This is a genomic window from Microcella putealis (assembly GCF_004216575.1).
GTDB classification, from domain to species: domain Bacteria; phylum Actinomycetota; class Actinomycetes; order Actinomycetales; family Microbacteriaceae; genus Microcella; species Microcella putealis.
The window spans coordinates 409687-423482 of sequence record NZ_SGWW01000001.1 but is presented as its reverse complement, the minus strand read 5'-3'; the positions used below and the strand labels follow the sequence as shown (position 1 = coordinate 423482).

The window sequence follows — 13796 nt, the reverse complement described above, 5'->3', positions numbered from 1 at the left end:
AACCGAGAGTCGCGGGGGCCGGATTGCGTTTTGCTCTTAAGACGGTGGCGTAACGCTCGGTCTGCCCAACGCTTCCAAGAGGCGCAGCCAGACCTCGCTCAGCGTGGGGTACGAGGGCACCGCGTGCCAGAGTCGATCGATCGGCACCTCGCCGACGATGGCGATTGTCGCGGCGTGCAGCAACTCGGCCACGTCGTCACCCACGACGGTGAAGCCCACGACGACCTGACGCTCGGTATCGATGACGAGTCGCGCCGTGCCCTCGTAGTCGTCCCCGTGCACGCTGGCGGCAGCGACCCAGCCAAGGGAATAGTCGACGACACGGGTGGCGATGCCCGACTTCTCCGCCGCCGCGGCGGTCAGCCCGACGCTGGCGACCTCCGGAGAGGTGAACACGACCTGCGGCACCGCCCGATGGTCGGCGGTGGCCACGTGCACGCCCCACGCTGCGGTGTCGACGGAGGCGCCGTGCGCGCGAGCGGCAATGACGTCGCCCGCGGCGCGCGCCTGATACTTGCCCTGGTGGGTGAGCAGCACGCGGCCGGTGACATCGCCGACGGCGTACAGCCAGTCATGGCCGGTCACCCGCATCGTGTCGTCGACCTCGATCCAGTCACCGGCGGTCAGCCCGATCGTGTCGAGGCCGAGGTCGTCCGTCGCAGCGCGGCGCCCCGTGGCGACGACCACCTCATCGGCCTCGATCGTGTCGTCGCCGTCGAGGGTGATGGTCACCGTTCCGTCAGCGTTGCGCGCGACGTGGGTGGGGCTTATCCCCGTGCGCACGTCGGCGCCCTCGGCGCGCAGCCGCTCAGCGACCGCCTCGCCCGCGAACGGTTCCAGACCCGCGAGCAGACCGCTGCGGGCGATTAGGGTGACGTGCGAGCCGAGGCTCTGGAAGGCGGTGGCCATCTCACAGCCGACCACTCCGCCGCCGATGATGGCGAGCCGCTTCGGGATGCTTTTCGCGCTCGTGACCTCGCGGGACGTCCACGCCCGCGCATCCTCAAGGCCGTCGATCGGGGGAACCGTCGCGGCGCTGCCCGTGCACAGGGCGACGGCGTGGCGCGCCGTCACGGTGCGGGTCGCCCCGTCGTCGCTCGTGATGACGACGCGGCGTTCTCCGTCGAGTCGCGCGTGACCCCGCGCGAGCTCGATGCCCGCCTTGTCGAGCCAGCGCACCTGCCCCGAGTCGTCCCAGTGCGCTGCGATGTCGTCGCGGTGGGCGAGCACGGCGTCGGCGTCGAGGGTTCCCGTAGCGGCCTCGCGGGCCCCGGGAGCGCGGTGCGCCGCGCGCAGCACGCTGCCTGCGCGCAGCAACGCTTTCGAGGGCATGCAGGCCCAGTACGAGCATTCGCCGCCCACCAGCTCGCTCTCGACAATGAGCACGTCGAGCCCGCCCTGCACGGCGCGGTCGGCGACGTTCTCACCGACCGCGCCCGCGCCGACGACGATCAGGTCGTACTCGCTCGTCACGGCACTACCGCCCGACGAACTGCGGCGTCGACCGGGTCATGAAGGCCTCAACGCCGATTCGCGCGTCCTCGGTCTGCATGAGGCGCACGAGTTCGCCGGGCAGCTTTTCGGCCGCGGCGGCTTCGCCCTCCGAGACCGCGAGGCGAGCGTTGGCGAGGGTCGCCTGCACCGCGAGGGGCGCCTGCGCGGCAATGGTGCGCGCGATCTCGGTCGCCCGAGCGAGCTGCTGGCCCGGTTCGACGAGCTCCTGCACGAGACCCATGCGGTGCGCTTCGTGAGCATCGAAACGGTCGCCGGTGAGCATCCAGCGCATGGCGTTACCCCAGCCGGCGGCGGCCGCGAAGCGGGTCGTCGCACCGCCGAAGGGCAGAATCGCGCGGCCGACCTCGAGCTGGGCGAACGAGGTGTCGCTCGCCGCAACGACGACGTCGCTCGCGAGGGCCAGCTCGATGCCGAGGGTCAGGCAGGTGCCCTGCACGGCGAGCACGACGGGCTTCGACACGCGCGAGCCGTCCATACCCCAGGGGTGAATGCCGCCGTCGGGCACCATGTCGAGCCCGTTCGGGCCGATGCGCGGGGCGATGTCACCGAGGTCGAGACCGGCGGTGAAGTGCTCGCCATGCGCGTAGACGACGCCGACGCGCAGCTCGGGGTCGCGGTCGAGCTCGCCGTAGGCGAGAGCCAGTTCCGACAGCAACGCGTAGTCGGCGGCGTTCATCTTGTCGGGGCGGTTGAAACCGATCAGCAGAAGGTGACCGTCGCGGTCGACGGTGACGCGGGGTTCAGACATGCTCCCACGCTAGTGATCAGGATGCGCGCGGCGGCGATTCCTGTGGCATTCGCTCAGGGGGTGGCCGGTGCCGACCACGGCGCGTTGTCAGTCGGAGCTCACCGCGGCAATGACCCGGAGGATCGTGGCGGCCTCATCGGCGAGCAGTTCGGGGTCGGCGTCGGCCGCGGGGGCGTACTCGGTGATGCCGGCACCTCCGAGCGGCAGTGCCGCGCGCGCATCGCGGACCGCGCCGATCAGTTCGTCGAGGCTCAGGCCGAACGGCTCGGCGAAGCCGACGCTGCCCATGATTGCCGGGTCGAGAACGTCGAGGTCGATGTGCACGTACAGCACGGCGTCATCGCCCGCCCGCCCGGCGATCGCGGCGCCCAGCTGTTCGGGCGTGACCGTCGGGATACCGAAGCGCTCGGCGGCGTCGGCCTCCGCATCGTCGAGGGCGCGCACGCCCACCATGACGACGTCGCTCGCGGCGACCAGACCCGAATCGATCATGTCGCGCAGCACCATGCCGTGGTACGCACCGCTCGGCGAGGTCTCGGCCGTGTTCAGGTCGGCGTGGGCGTCAGCCCACAGCAGCACGACGCGGCCGCGGCGCGCGGCGCGCTCGACGCCGGCGTACTCGACGCCACAGTCGCCCCCCACCACCACGGCGATCTCGCCGTCTTCCAGGTCGGCGAGGCTGCGGCCGAGACGCTCGCGCACGAGTCGAATCGAGCTGTACCGGTGAATTCCGGTGCCCTCCGCATCGCCCGCCTCCAGCGGCACCTCGATGACCTCGGTCGCCCGCGCGGGCAAATCGGCGGCGATCGCCTCAGCGCCCTGCGCAAGCCGCATCGCCCGCGCCGCCCCAGAACCCTGCCACTGCGGCACCACCGCAAACCTGCGCATCATGCGCTCAGTCTGCCACCGTGCGCGCGTCTGCTCCCGTGCGCGCGTCTGTTCCCGTGCCCGTGCCCGGGCCTGCGCCCGCGTCGCGCCGCCGGCGCGGAGCAGCGACGGCGGCCGTGACGCGCGCCAGGGCGAGCTCGAGCGGTCCCCGCGCGCCCCGACGCATCGCGATGAGCGCGACAGCGGCACTGATGACGAGAAGTGCGGCGAGCATCCACCACCCGTCCGGCGACGCGTACGCGCCAGCGGGGCCGATGCCAAACGCCTCGGTCGCGAGCGCGATGAGCAGCACGTGCAGCGTGTAGACCGTCAGCGGCATGCGGCCGATCGCGATGAGCGGAGCAAGCACGATGCGGGATGCACGGGCGAACGACCCGGGGGAGTCGAGCAGCAGCAGGGCGCCCCCGATGATTGCGATGGCGAGTCCGCCCGAGCCGAGCAGCTCGGCCGGGGTGACCGCGTGGGCCTCGGCGCTCACGCTCGGCAGAAAGACCGCCGCGCCGTAGCCGACGAGCGAGGCGGCGAGCCCGAGCGTCACCATGAGCAGCCGCGTCATTGTGCTCGTGAGGTCACTGCGGGTTGCGATCAGGCCGGCGCACAGCAGCGGCAGCCACAGCAGCGCCGGGTAGTACCCCGTCAGGAAGGCATCGGCGAGCACGACGACGGGGTCACGCACAAGGTCGGCGGCGCGGTCAATCGGCGAGGCGCCCGAGAACACGCTGAACGGTGGCAGCGGCTCGGTGAGACTCACGAGCAGCGGTCCCAGCGCGAGAACACCCGCACCGACGACCGCGAGCACGACGCGGTTCGCGAAAAGCAGCGGCACCATCAGCAGGAACATGAGCCCGTAGGCATCGAGGATGATCGCGATGTTGGTCGGCAGGGTCCAGAGCCAGAGACCCAGAACCATGAGCAGGAGGGCCCGCGTCGCCAGCGCTGCACGGGCGCCGCGACGAGCGGCTCGTGCATCGCCAGGCGTCGCCGCCGCCCGCGTCGGGGTGAGCAGGCCGAGTGAGAGCCCCGCGAGCACCGCGAACAGGATCGACGGGCGACCGTCGACGATCAGCTCTGCGTCGCTGAATCGCGGTATGACATGCGCCGCGATCATGCCGACGATGGCGAGACCGCGGGCGGCGTCGATTCCGACGTGCCGCTGCGGCGCGCGCGCCGGCGGCGCCGATCGATCGGATGCGGTGGTCGCGGGCGCGTCCGTCACTGGCCGTCGGTGAGTTGGGCGGGGCCGCCGCCCGCCTTCAGCGCCGCAAGCCGCGCCTCAATTTCCGTCTGCGTTCCGATGTCTTCGAGTGCCTCGAACTGCGCGTCGAGCGTCGACGCGCCGAGCTCCTGACGACCGATCACGCGGGCCTCTTCGCGGCGAATCTTCTCTTCGAAGCGGCCGAGTTCGCTGGTCGGGTCCATGATGTCGATCGACTGCACGGCGTCCATCACGCGCGTCTGCGCCTCGGCGATCTTCGCGCGGGCCACCAGCTCGTCGCGCTTGCCGCGCAACTGCTCCAGCTTGCCCTTCATGCCCTCGAGCCCGCTCTTCAACTGCTCGACGACGGCCGTCTGCGACTGAATCGTCGGCTGCGCAGCGCGGGCCTGGTTCTCGGCCGACAGCTGCTTGCCGAGGGCCACCTTCGCGAGGTTGTCGAACTTGTCGGCGTCAACGGTGTTGCCGCCCGCACGGAACTCGTCGGCCTTCGCGCTCGCGGCGACCGCCTTGCGGCCCCAGTCTTGCGCGGTCGCGACGTCCTCCGCGTAGTCCTGCTCGAGCAGTCGCAGGTTGCCGATCGTCTGCGCGATCGCCGCCTCCGCCTCCTGGATGCTCGCGGTGTAGTCACGCACCATCTGGTCGAGCATCTTCTGCGGGTCTTCGGCCTGGTCGATCAGGGCGTTGATGTTCGCCTTCGCCAGCTGGGCAATGCGACCGAAGATGGACTGCTTCGTCATGGAGGGGCCTTTCGTGAGGTCTCGAGCCGCCCGCGACCGCGTCGTGCGGGCAGCGGCTCGATTCTGTCACCGCGCGCGTGTCGAGGTCGAGTGCGCGCGCGACCCTTCGCAGGAAACTCCGCGTTACGCCGTCGCGCTCTGCTCGGTCTCCCGCTGAGCGCGAATCCGCGAGCGGAGGTGGCTCAGTTGGTGACGCAGCTCGGCGGGCAGCTTCTCGCCGAAGGTCTGGAAGAAGCGCTCGACGTCGTCGGCCTCCGCCTCCAGCTCGTCAGCGTCCATCCGGAACAGCTCGGCAAGGTCGGCGTCGGACAGGGTCAGGCCGTCGACGTTCAGCTCGCCCTCGCGGGGCACGCCGCCGAGCGGGGTCTCGTCAACGCACGCTTCGCTTTCGAGCCGCGCGACCATCCATTCGATGACGCGTCCGTTTTCGCCGAATCCGGGCCACAGGAATTTGCCGTCAGCGCTCTTACGGAACCAGTTCACCTGGAACACGCGCGGCACGCGGGCCGAGCGGCGCAGGCGCTTGCCGAAGTCGAGCCAGTGGGCGAAGTAGTCGGCCATGTTGTAGCCGGCGAAGGGCAGCATCGCGAAGGGGTCGCGACGCAGCGCCCCGACAGTGCCCTCGGCGGCCGCCGTCTGCTCTGACGAAATCGTGGCGCCCATGAAGACACCGTGATCCCAGTCGCGCGCCTCTACCACCAAGGGCGCGAGAGCACGTCGGCGGCCGCCGAAGATGATGGCGTCGATGACGACGCCCTCCGGGTCGTCCCAGGTGTCGGCAATCGACGGCGCCTGGTGAGCGGCCACGGTAAAACGAGAGTTCGGATGCGCGGCGGGGCGCCCCGAGGCGGGGGTCCATTCTTCGCCGCGCCAGTCGGTGAGGCGGGCCGGGGGCGTTTCGGTGAGGCCCTCCCACCACACGTCGCCGTCCTCCCGGAGGGCGACGTTCGTGAAGATTGTGTTGCCCCACAGGGTCTCGACGGCGGTGCGGTTCGTCGACAGGCCCGTGCCGGGTGCGACGCCGAAGAAGCCGGCCTCCGGGTTGATGGCGCGCAGGCGTCCGTCTTTGCCGATGTGCAGCCAGGCGATGTCATCGCCGATCGTCTCGACCGTCCAGCCCGGGGTCGTCGGGGTCAGCATGGCGAGGTTCGTCTTGCCGCACGCACTCGGGAACGCGGCGGCCATGTGGTAGACCTTGCCGGCCGGCGAGGTCACCTTGATCAGCAGCATGTGCTCGGCGAGCCACCCCTCGTCGCGAGCCATCGCTGAGGCGATGCGCAAGGCAAACGCCTTCTTCGCAAGGATCGCGTTGCCGCCGTAGGCCGAGCCGAACGACCAGATCTCGCGGGTCTCGGGGAAGTGCGCGATGTACTTCGTCTCGTTGCAGGGCCAGGCAACGTCTCGCTGGCCGTGCTCGAGCGGAGCGCCCACCGAGTGCACGGCCGGCACCCACGAGGCGCCGCGCGCGATCTGAGCGAGGGCGGCCGAGCCCATGCGGGTCATCGTGCCCATCGACACAACGACGTACGGCGAGTCGGTGAGCTGAACGCCGTAACGGGTCATCGACGAGCCGATGGGGCCCATCGCGAACGGCACGACGTAGAGGGTGCGACCGCGCATGCTGCCGGCAAAGAGCGGCTCGAGTTCGGCGCGCATCTGCTCGGGTGCCATCCAGTTGTTGGTGGGGCCGGCGTCGTCTTCGTTCTCTGAGCAGATGAAGGTGCGCTCTTCCACGCGTGCGACATCGCGCTCGTCGGAGCGGGCAAGGAACGAGTAGGGGCGAATGTCGGGGTTCAGCTGCGTGAGCGTGCCGGCGGCGACGAGCCGCTGCAGCAGCTGGTGCCGCTCGCGCGTCGAGCCATCGACCCAGTGGATGCGGTCGGGGGTCGTCAGGGCGGCAATGCGCTCAACGAAGGCGACGACATCGCTCGGGTGCTCAACGGCGTCGGCCGCCGGAGCGCTGGCGGGTGTCGCGACGCCCTGAATCGCCGCGGGAGCGGCGTCGGGGGTGCGGTCTGCGGCCGTGGTGCGCGGGCGGTCGAGCAGCGTCATGAGCGTCTCCTTGCAGAAATGGGGCCGTGTATCCGGCGGTAGTTCTACTCTGAGGCGTCTTTCGCCGTGATTCTGCCCTCATGGCGATGAAAGAATCGCTGTTCTTTCGCTAGAGTGAAGCGCATGGGTGATCTTGCAACGCTGGGCCAGCGCATCCGCCACTACCGGGTCGAGGCTGGCCTCACGCTCGACCAACTCGGTGAGCAGGTGGGCACGGCGGCGAGCCAGCTGTCCCTCATTGAAAACGGTCGGCGCGAGCCGAGAGTGACCCTGCTCGGCGACATCGCCCGGGCTCTCGGGGTGACCGTGCCTGAACTGCTCGACGAGACGCCGCCCACGCCGCGCGCGGCGCTCGAAATCGAGCTCGACCGCATGCAGCGTTCGGCGCTGTACGCGCGTCTCGGCTTGCCGTCGGTGCGCGCGTCGCGGGCGCTCGGCGATGACGTGCTCGAGGCGCTCGTCGGCCTGCACCGCGAGCTCGTTGACCGCGAGCGCCGCAGTATCGCCACGCCCGAAGAGGCGCGGCGCGCGAACACCGAGCTGCGCCACCGCATGCGCGAGAAGAACAACTACCTGCCCGAGATCGAAAAGCTCGCCGAAGACCTCGTGCGGTCATCCGGCCATGTGAGCGGGGCGATCACCCACCGTGAAGTCGGCCTCATGGCGAAGCGTCTCGGCTTCGAGCTTGTCTACGCCAACGACCTGCCGCGATCGGCGCGCAGCGTGACCGACCTCGAAAACGGCCGCATCTATCTTCCGCCCGCCTCGATCCCGGGCGGCCACGGATTGCGTTCGATGGCGCTTCAGGCGATGGCCCACCGGATGCTCGGGCACGAGGTTCCGGAAACGTACGCCGACTTCTTGCACCAGCGACTCGAGATCAACTACTTCGCTGCCGCCTGCCTGATGCCGCTCACACAGTCGGTCGCCTTCCTGCAGCAGGCGAAGAACGACCGCAACATCGCGGTCGAAGACTTCCGCGACGCGTTCGGCGTCACCCACGAGGCGGCGGCGCTGCGCTTCACGAACCTTGCGACGGCCCACCTCGATCTGCAGCTGCACTTCCTGCGCGTCGGCGACGACGGTGCCGTCTACAAGGCGTACGAAAACGACGGCCTGCGCCTGCCCGTCGACGTGACGGGCTCGACTGAAGGCCAGCCGGTGTGCCGCAAGTGGAGCGCGCGCGTCGCGTTCACCCGCACCAACCGCACGACCGAGTTCTACCAATACACCGACACGCCCGAGGGCACGTTCTGGGAGTCGACGCAGACGGGGACGGGCACCGGCAGCGAGTTCTCGATCACCGTCGGTGTGCCCTTCGCGCAGGCAAAGTGGTTCCGCGGTCGCGAGACCACGAAGCGCGAGGTCTCGACCTGCCCCGACCCCGCGTGCTGCACGCTGCCCGACGACGGGTTGGCGAGCCGCTGGGGTGGCAAGGTCTGGACGAGTGCGCGCCTGCACGCGCACATCTTGTCGCCGTTGCCGGCGGGCACCTTTCCGGGCGTCGACGACCAGGAGGTGTACCGCTTTCTCGAGCAGCACGCGAGCGACGCGTAGCCGTCCGCCGGGCTTATCTCGGCCGGATGCGTGGCGTCAGCTCTCGAGGCGCGGCTGCTTCGGCAGGCGACGCACCTTCGCACGGCGGCGACGCGTCGGGATCATCGAGCGCATTTCCTCCATTTTGCCGAAGCACAAAAGGCGATCTTCGGCCTCGAGCACCTGGCTGCGCTTCGGGTTCGGGATCACGCTCGTGCCGCGGTTGATCGTCAACACGGTGATGTCGCGCTCAAGCAGCCCCGACTCACCGAGGGTGTTTCCGACGATGTCGGCACCCGCGTGCACGTGCAGCTCGGCGACGCCGTAGCCGGTTGACACGCTGAGGCGCTGGCGCACGTCGATGTCGGGGAAGGCGACCTCGCCCGAGATGTAGTCGATGATGGCGCCCGCGACATCCAGCTTCGTGGCGGTCTCGATGCCCTGCAGGCCGGGGGAGGAGTTGACCTCCATCACCAGGGGGCCGTCGTTGCCCTCGAGCATGTCGACTCCGGCAACCCTCAGGCCCATGATCTGCGCGCTGCGCACGGCGGCGCGCTCGTACTCAGGCGTCAGCTCGACCGGCTCGACGCTGCCGCCGCGGTGCACGTTCGACCGAAACTCGTCGCCGGCAGCCGTGCGGCGCATCGCCGCCACCACCCGGTCGCCGATGACGAGGGCACGAATGTCGCGCCCCCGGCTTTCCGAGATAAAGCTCTGAATGAGCACGTTCTGGTTCGTCGAGTGCAGCGTCTCGATGATCGCCTCGGCGACCTTCACCTGGGGGGCGAGAATCACGCCGATGCCCTGCGTGCCCTCCAGCAGCTTGATGACGACGGGCGCGCCGCCGACGCGCTCGATCGCGGGGCGCACATCCGCGCGATTGCGCACGAACGCCGTGGCGGGCATCCCGATGTTGTGGCGCGACAAAATCTGGGTCGCCCGCAGCTTGTCGCGCGCGTTCATGATGCCGTTCGCGGTGTTCGGCGTGTAGACGTCCATCTGCTCGAACTGGCGCACGACGGCGGTGCCGAAGTAGGTGATCGAGCTGCCGATGCGAGGCAACACCGCGTCGTAGCTCGACAGCGGCTTGCCCCGAAACTGCAGGTCGGGTTCGTCGCTCGACAGGTCGATCGCGAACTTCAGGGTGTTCAACACCTTCACGTCGTGCCCTCGGTCGATCGCGGCCGCGCGCAGGCGCTGCGTCGAGTAGGCGTGCGGCGCACGGGAGAGGATGGCGAGTTTCACGGTGCTGTCCTGACAAGATGGCGGAGTGAGCGGAGCGCCCCATTCAACCACCATCGCCGGATGGCGCGAGTGGGTCTCCCTGCCCGACGCACCCGTCCCGTGGATCAAGGCGAAACTCGACACGGGTGCCCGCTCGTCGTCGCTGCACGTCTTCGATTGCGAAGAATTCACGCGCGACGGCGTCGACTGGGTGCGCTTCGACGTGCACCCGTGGCAAGAGTCGCGCGACGACGCCGTCACGGTCGAGCTGCCCGTGCACGATCGGCGGCGCGTGCGCTCGTCGTCGGGGCACGCGGAGGAGCGCATCGTCGTGCTCATGACGATTCGGATGCTCGACCGCACCATGACCGCGGAGGTCACGCTCACCAATCGCGACGCGATGGGCTTTCGGATGCTCGTCGGCCGTCACGCGCTCAAACAGGGCTTCGTCGTCGACTCGTCGCGCTCGTACCTGGGCGGCCGAGCACCGAAGCCGGTGCGCCGCCGCAATCGCGGCAAGGAGTAATTCGTTCGCGCCCCCGACAGGATTCGAACCTGCGGCCCTCAGTACCGGAAACTGATGCTCTATCCCCTGAGCTACGGAGGCGTGGATCAGCCTAGCGGGTCGTCGCGCGGTGCGGCGCCGCCAGACTCGGCGTCGCACTCCGGTGTCGCGCTACGGCAGGTTGCGCTCGATCGAGTCGAGCAGTGGCCGGGCGTCGTCGGGGCTCAGGAAGGCCGACGATTCTGCGCTCACCCAGTACGAGCCGAAGAAGACGTCGATGATGCCGACTCCGCTTTCGACGCGGTAGCTGCCGTCGAGTCCGCCACCGAGGGCGTCTCCGCCCGAGCGCTCGACCATGGCTCGCACCCGCGGCAACTCTGCGGAGTCGAATCGCGCCGCTCCGATCGAGTACGTCTGCCCGCTGGTCTGGTTCAGCCATCCGCACGCGATGCCCGACAGCTCGCTGGCTTGGGCGGGCCCGCTGCCGGTGCGGGGCCGGTACCCGGGATCGGTGCCGACGTTGGGGTTGTAGTCGTACACGTCCTGTGGGGTCAGCAGCGCTTCGCACGCGAGGGTCACGGGCTGCCCGGTGAGGGGCGCGGCGCTCGGCTCGGGCGCGGCCGTCTCGCTCGGCTCCTCGTTCGGTTCGGGGCTTGCGGTGTCATCCGGCGCGGGTTCGGCGCTCGGCGATGGCGCGAGCGACGCACTCGGCGAGGGGGAGGCGCTGTCATCCGGCTCCTCGGCGCTGCACCCGGCGACGGCCAGCATCGCGACGGCGATGGCGGCCGCCATGAGGGGGATGCGCGCGCGAACGCGCCGCTCTTGCGTGACCATTGCGTGCATCCCGACTACCCCCTCGACCCCCGTCATGGCGCTCATTGTGGCCCCAATGCCCGTCGGGTGGGTCGAGGCGCGCCCGATAGGATCGACGACCGTGGAACCCGCTCAGCTCGCCGAATCGTTGCTCGCCGTCGTCCGTTCGGCCCTCGAGCGACGCGGCGCCGACTCGGCGGGCGTGTCGCTCGACGACATCGCGCTCGAGCGGCCGCGCAACCGCGACCACGGTGACTGGGCGACGAGCGTCGCGCTGAAGCTCGCGAAGCGCGTCGGGGTGCCCCCGCGCGAGCTCGCGGCCGAGCTGCAGAGCGGTCTCGCGGCCGTCGATGGGGTGGCCTCTGTCGAGATCGCTGGCCCGGGCTTCTTGAACATTCGCCTCGACGCGGCCGCCGCCGGCTCTCTCGTCGCCACCATCCTCGAGCACGCTGAGAACTACGGAACCAGCCAGACGCTTGCTGGCCAGTCAATCAACCTCGAATTCGTGTCGGCGAACCCGACCGGTCCGCTGCACATCGGGCACACCCGCTGGGCGGCTCTCGGCGACTCACTCGCCCGCGTGCTGTCCGCCGCTGGTGCCGAAGTGACGAGCGAGTTCTACATCAACGACGCAGGCGCCCAGCTCGACGTGTTCGGTGAGTCGGTGCTCGCTGCAGCGCTCGGCGAACCGGCGCCCGAGAACGCCTACCCGGGTCAGTACATTGCCGACTTCGGTGCGCGCGCGCTCGCCGAGCATCCCGAGCTCGCCACGATGTCGCGGGCGGATGCCGTCACCGCCGTTCGCGAGCTGGCGTACGGCTGGCAGCTCGGCGAGATTCAGCAGTCGCTCGCCGAGTTCAACGTGCACTTCGACGTGTGGTTCAGCGAGCGCGAATTGCACGCGGCCGGGGAGAACGGCACGGCCAGCCCCATCGATCAGGCGGTCGACCGGCTGCGCGCCCAGGGCCACGTGTTCGACGAGGACGGTGCCGTGTGGGTGCGCACGACCGACTTCGGCGACGACAAAGACCGGGTGATCCGTCGGGCGAACGGCGTCTACACCTACTTTGCCGCCGACGCTGCCTACTACCTGTCGAAGCGCGACCGCGGCTTCGGGCTCACCATCTATCTGCTGGGTGCCGACCACCACGGCTACGTGCACCGCTTGAAGGCTCTCGCCGGTGCCGCCGGCGACGACCCCGAGCGCGACATCGAGGTGCTGATCGGCCAGCTCGTGTCGATCAACGGCGCCCGCCTGTCGAAGCGTGCGGGCAACATCATCGAGCTCGACGACCTGCGCGCCTGGCTCGGTACCGACGCGCTGCGCTACTCGCTCGCGCGGTATCCGGCCGACTCGCCCCTCACGCTCGACCCCGAGCTGTTGCGAAAGCGCAGCAACGACAACCCCGTCTTCTACGTGCAGTACGCCCACGCGCGCACTCACCAGGTGGCGCGCAACGCCGCCGCGTCCGGTGTCGAGCGCGCCGACTTCGAGGCGTCGACCCTCGTCGACGAGACCGAGAGTGTCTTGCTGGGTGTTCTCGCCGAGTTCCCGCGCGTCGTCGCTCAGGCCGCCGAACTGCGCGAGCCGCACCGCGTCGCCCGGTACCTCGAGCAGCTCGCCGCCGCCTACCACCGCTGGTACGACACCTGTCGGGTGACGCCGCAGGGCGATGACCCCATCGAGGCGGTGCACCGTGCGCGCCTGCACCTGAGCGACGCGGCCGGTCAAGTGCTGCGCACGGGCCTCGGGCTGATCGGAGTCTCCGCTCCCGAGCGGATGTAACTGCCGTGTCTCGCCGAGCGAAAGGCCTCATCATCGCGCTGGTCGTGGTGATCGTGATCGGCGTGCTGGCAGTGGTCGCTGAATTCGTGGCGCGCGGCGTTGTCGCCGATCGCGTTGAGCAGCAATTGCGCGAGGCCTTCGCGCTCGACGCGGAGCAGCCGGTTGACGTGAGCGTGGCGGGGCCCGTCGTTCTGCTGCAGTTGGCGGCGGGCGAGCTGACCCGCATCGACGCGAGCATTCCTGGCGTCGAAGCGGGCAGCATCCGCGCCGATGTCGAGCTGGTCGGCGAGGGGGTCGCCCTCGACCCGGCCCAGCCGAGCGATCGGGTGGAGGCAACCCTGAGCGTCGCCGAAAGCGATGTCACGCGCGCCCTCGGCGCGGTCGGCGACACCGTCGTGCGCGACATCGAACTCGTCGACGGCGAGATTCGCCTCGTCACCGGCTTCGACATTTTCGGCATCGGGGTCGAACTCGTCGCGGGCATCGTGCCGACCATCGACGCGGGCGTCGTGACTCTCGCCCCGACGAGCCTCGAGCTGAACGGCAGCCGCGTCGAGCTTGATGACCTCCGCGGTCAACTCGGCGGCGTCGCCGACCCGCTGATCGAGCCGCTGCTCGCGGGCGGCCAGTTCTGCATCGCCGAGGCGCTCCCCGTCGGCCTCACCGAGCAGAGCGTCGACGTCCGCGACCGCGAACTGGTCGTCGTCGTCGGCGGAACCGACGTGGCCCTCGGCGGCCCCGAGCTCGCCAACCGCGGCAGCTGCTCGTAGCGCCGA

The 13796-nt window shown here is 69.7% G+C and carries 12 protein-coding genes and 1 tRNA gene; 4 read left to right on the top strand and 9 right to left on the bottom strand.

From position 1 onward, the window contains the following. Positions 1-36: 36 nt before the first annotated feature. The 6 genes from EV141_RS02040 to EV141_RS02015 form a co-directional block, all read right to left on the bottom strand. Entirely contained in the window at positions 37-1473 is a 1437-nt protein-coding gene (locus EV141_RS02040) for a dihydrolipoyl dehydrogenase family protein (RefSeq protein WP_130484304.1), read from the bottom strand. A gap of 4 nt (positions 1474-1477) precedes the next feature. After that, positions 1478-2263 (bottom strand): crotonase/enoyl-CoA hydratase family protein, encoded by a 786-nt coding sequence (locus EV141_RS02035; RefSeq protein ID WP_130484303.1) that lies wholly within the window; start codon positions 2261-2263, stop codon positions 1478-1480. Positions 2264-2350: 87 nt separating this feature from the next. Beyond that, positions 2351-3154 (bottom strand): arginase family protein, encoded by an 804-nt coding sequence (locus EV141_RS02030; RefSeq protein WP_130484302.1) that lies wholly within the window; start codon positions 3152-3154, stop codon positions 2351-2353. 4 nt (positions 3155-3158) lie between these two features. After that, positions 3159-4367 carry a DUF418 domain-containing protein gene (locus EV141_RS02025; RefSeq protein WP_130484301.1) on the bottom strand — a complete coding sequence of 403 codons (1209 nt, stop codon included), beginning with the start codon at positions 4365-4367 and terminating at the stop codon, positions 3159-3161. After that, positions 4364-5104: a PspA/IM30 family protein gene (locus EV141_RS02020; protein ID WP_130484300.1), complete on the bottom strand. Its 741-nt coding sequence runs from the start codon at positions 5102-5104 to the stop codon at positions 4364-4366. The genes EV141_RS02025 and EV141_RS02020 overlap by 4 nt, the downstream gene beginning before the upstream one ends. 123 nt (positions 5105-5227) lie before the next feature. After that, positions 5228-7156, bottom strand: coding sequence for a phosphoenolpyruvate carboxykinase (GTP) (locus EV141_RS02015; RefSeq protein ID WP_130484299.1), 1929 nt, complete (start codon positions 7154-7156; stop codon positions 5228-5230). Between the two features lie 123 nt (positions 7157-7279). Between EV141_RS02015 and EV141_RS02010 the strand changes: the two genes are divergently transcribed. Next, on the top strand, positions 7280-8713 hold the full coding sequence (locus tag EV141_RS02010; RefSeq protein ID WP_130484298.1) for a helix-turn-helix domain-containing protein: 1434 nt from the start codon (positions 7280-7282) through the stop codon (positions 8711-8713). Positions 8714-8749: 36 nt separating this feature from the next. Here EV141_RS02010 and EV141_RS02005 read toward each other — a convergent pair whose 3' ends face one another. Further along, positions 8750-9937: a RimK family alpha-L-glutamate ligase gene (locus tag EV141_RS02005; RefSeq protein ID WP_130484297.1), complete on the bottom strand. Its 1188-nt coding sequence runs from the start codon at positions 9935-9937 to the stop codon at positions 8750-8752. A 25-nt stretch (positions 9938-9962) separates the two neighbouring features. Here EV141_RS02005 and EV141_RS02000 point away from each other — a divergent pair, with 25 nt between their 5' ends. Continuing rightward, on the top strand, positions 9963-10442 hold the full coding sequence (locus EV141_RS02000; protein ID WP_130484296.1) for an ATP-dependent zinc protease family protein: 480 nt from the start codon (positions 9963-9965) through the stop codon (positions 10440-10442). An 8-nt stretch (positions 10443-10450) separates the two neighbouring features. Here EV141_RS02000 and EV141_RS01995 read toward each other — a convergent pair. Both EV141_RS01995 and EV141_RS01990 read right to left on the bottom strand, forming a co-directional pair. Next, positions 10451-10523, bottom strand: a tRNA-Arg gene (locus tag EV141_RS01995). A 69-nt stretch (positions 10524-10592) separates the two neighbouring features. Continuing rightward, on the bottom strand, positions 10593-11291 hold the full coding sequence (locus EV141_RS01990; protein WP_130484295.1) for a hypothetical protein: 699 nt from the start codon (positions 11289-11291) through the stop codon (positions 10593-10595). Positions 11292-11355: 64 nt separating this feature from the next. Between EV141_RS01990 and EV141_RS01985 the strand changes: the two genes are divergently transcribed. Both EV141_RS01985 and EV141_RS01980 read left to right on the top strand, forming a co-directional pair. Continuing rightward, complete coding sequence (locus tag EV141_RS01985) at positions 11356-13020, top strand: arginine--tRNA ligase (protein ID WP_130484294.1); 1665 nt, start codon at positions 11356-11358, stop codon at positions 13018-13020. A gap of 5 nt (positions 13021-13025) precedes the next feature. Beyond that, positions 13026-13790, top strand: coding sequence for an LmeA family phospholipid-binding protein (locus EV141_RS01980; protein ID WP_130484293.1), 765 nt, complete (start codon positions 13026-13028; stop codon positions 13788-13790). The last annotated feature ends 6 nt before the right edge of the window (positions 13791-13796 follow it).

Coding starts and splice junctions, on each gene's coding strand:
- EV141_RS02035 (WP_130484303.1), bottom strand. CDS start 2,263: ATGTCTGAACCCCGCGTCACCGTCGACCGCGACGGTCACCTTCTGCTG.
- EV141_RS02030 (WP_130484302.1), bottom strand. CDS start 3,154: ATGATGCGCAGGTTTGCGGTGGTGCCGCAGTGGCAGGGTTCTGGGGCG.
- EV141_RS02020 (WP_130484300.1), bottom strand. CDS start 5,104: ATGACGAAGCAGTCCATCTTCGGTCGCATTGCCCAGCTGGCGAAGGCG.
- EV141_RS02015 (WP_130484299.1), bottom strand. CDS start 7,156: ATGACGCTGCTCGACCGCCCGCGCACCACGGCCGCAGACCGCACCCCC.
- EV141_RS02010 (WP_130484298.1), top strand. CDS start 7,280: ATGGGTGATCTTGCAACGCTGGGCCAGCGCATCCGCCACTACCGGGTC.
- EV141_RS01990 (WP_130484295.1), bottom strand. CDS start 11,291: ATGACGGGGGTCGAGGGGGTAGTCGGGATGCACGCAATGGTCACGCAA.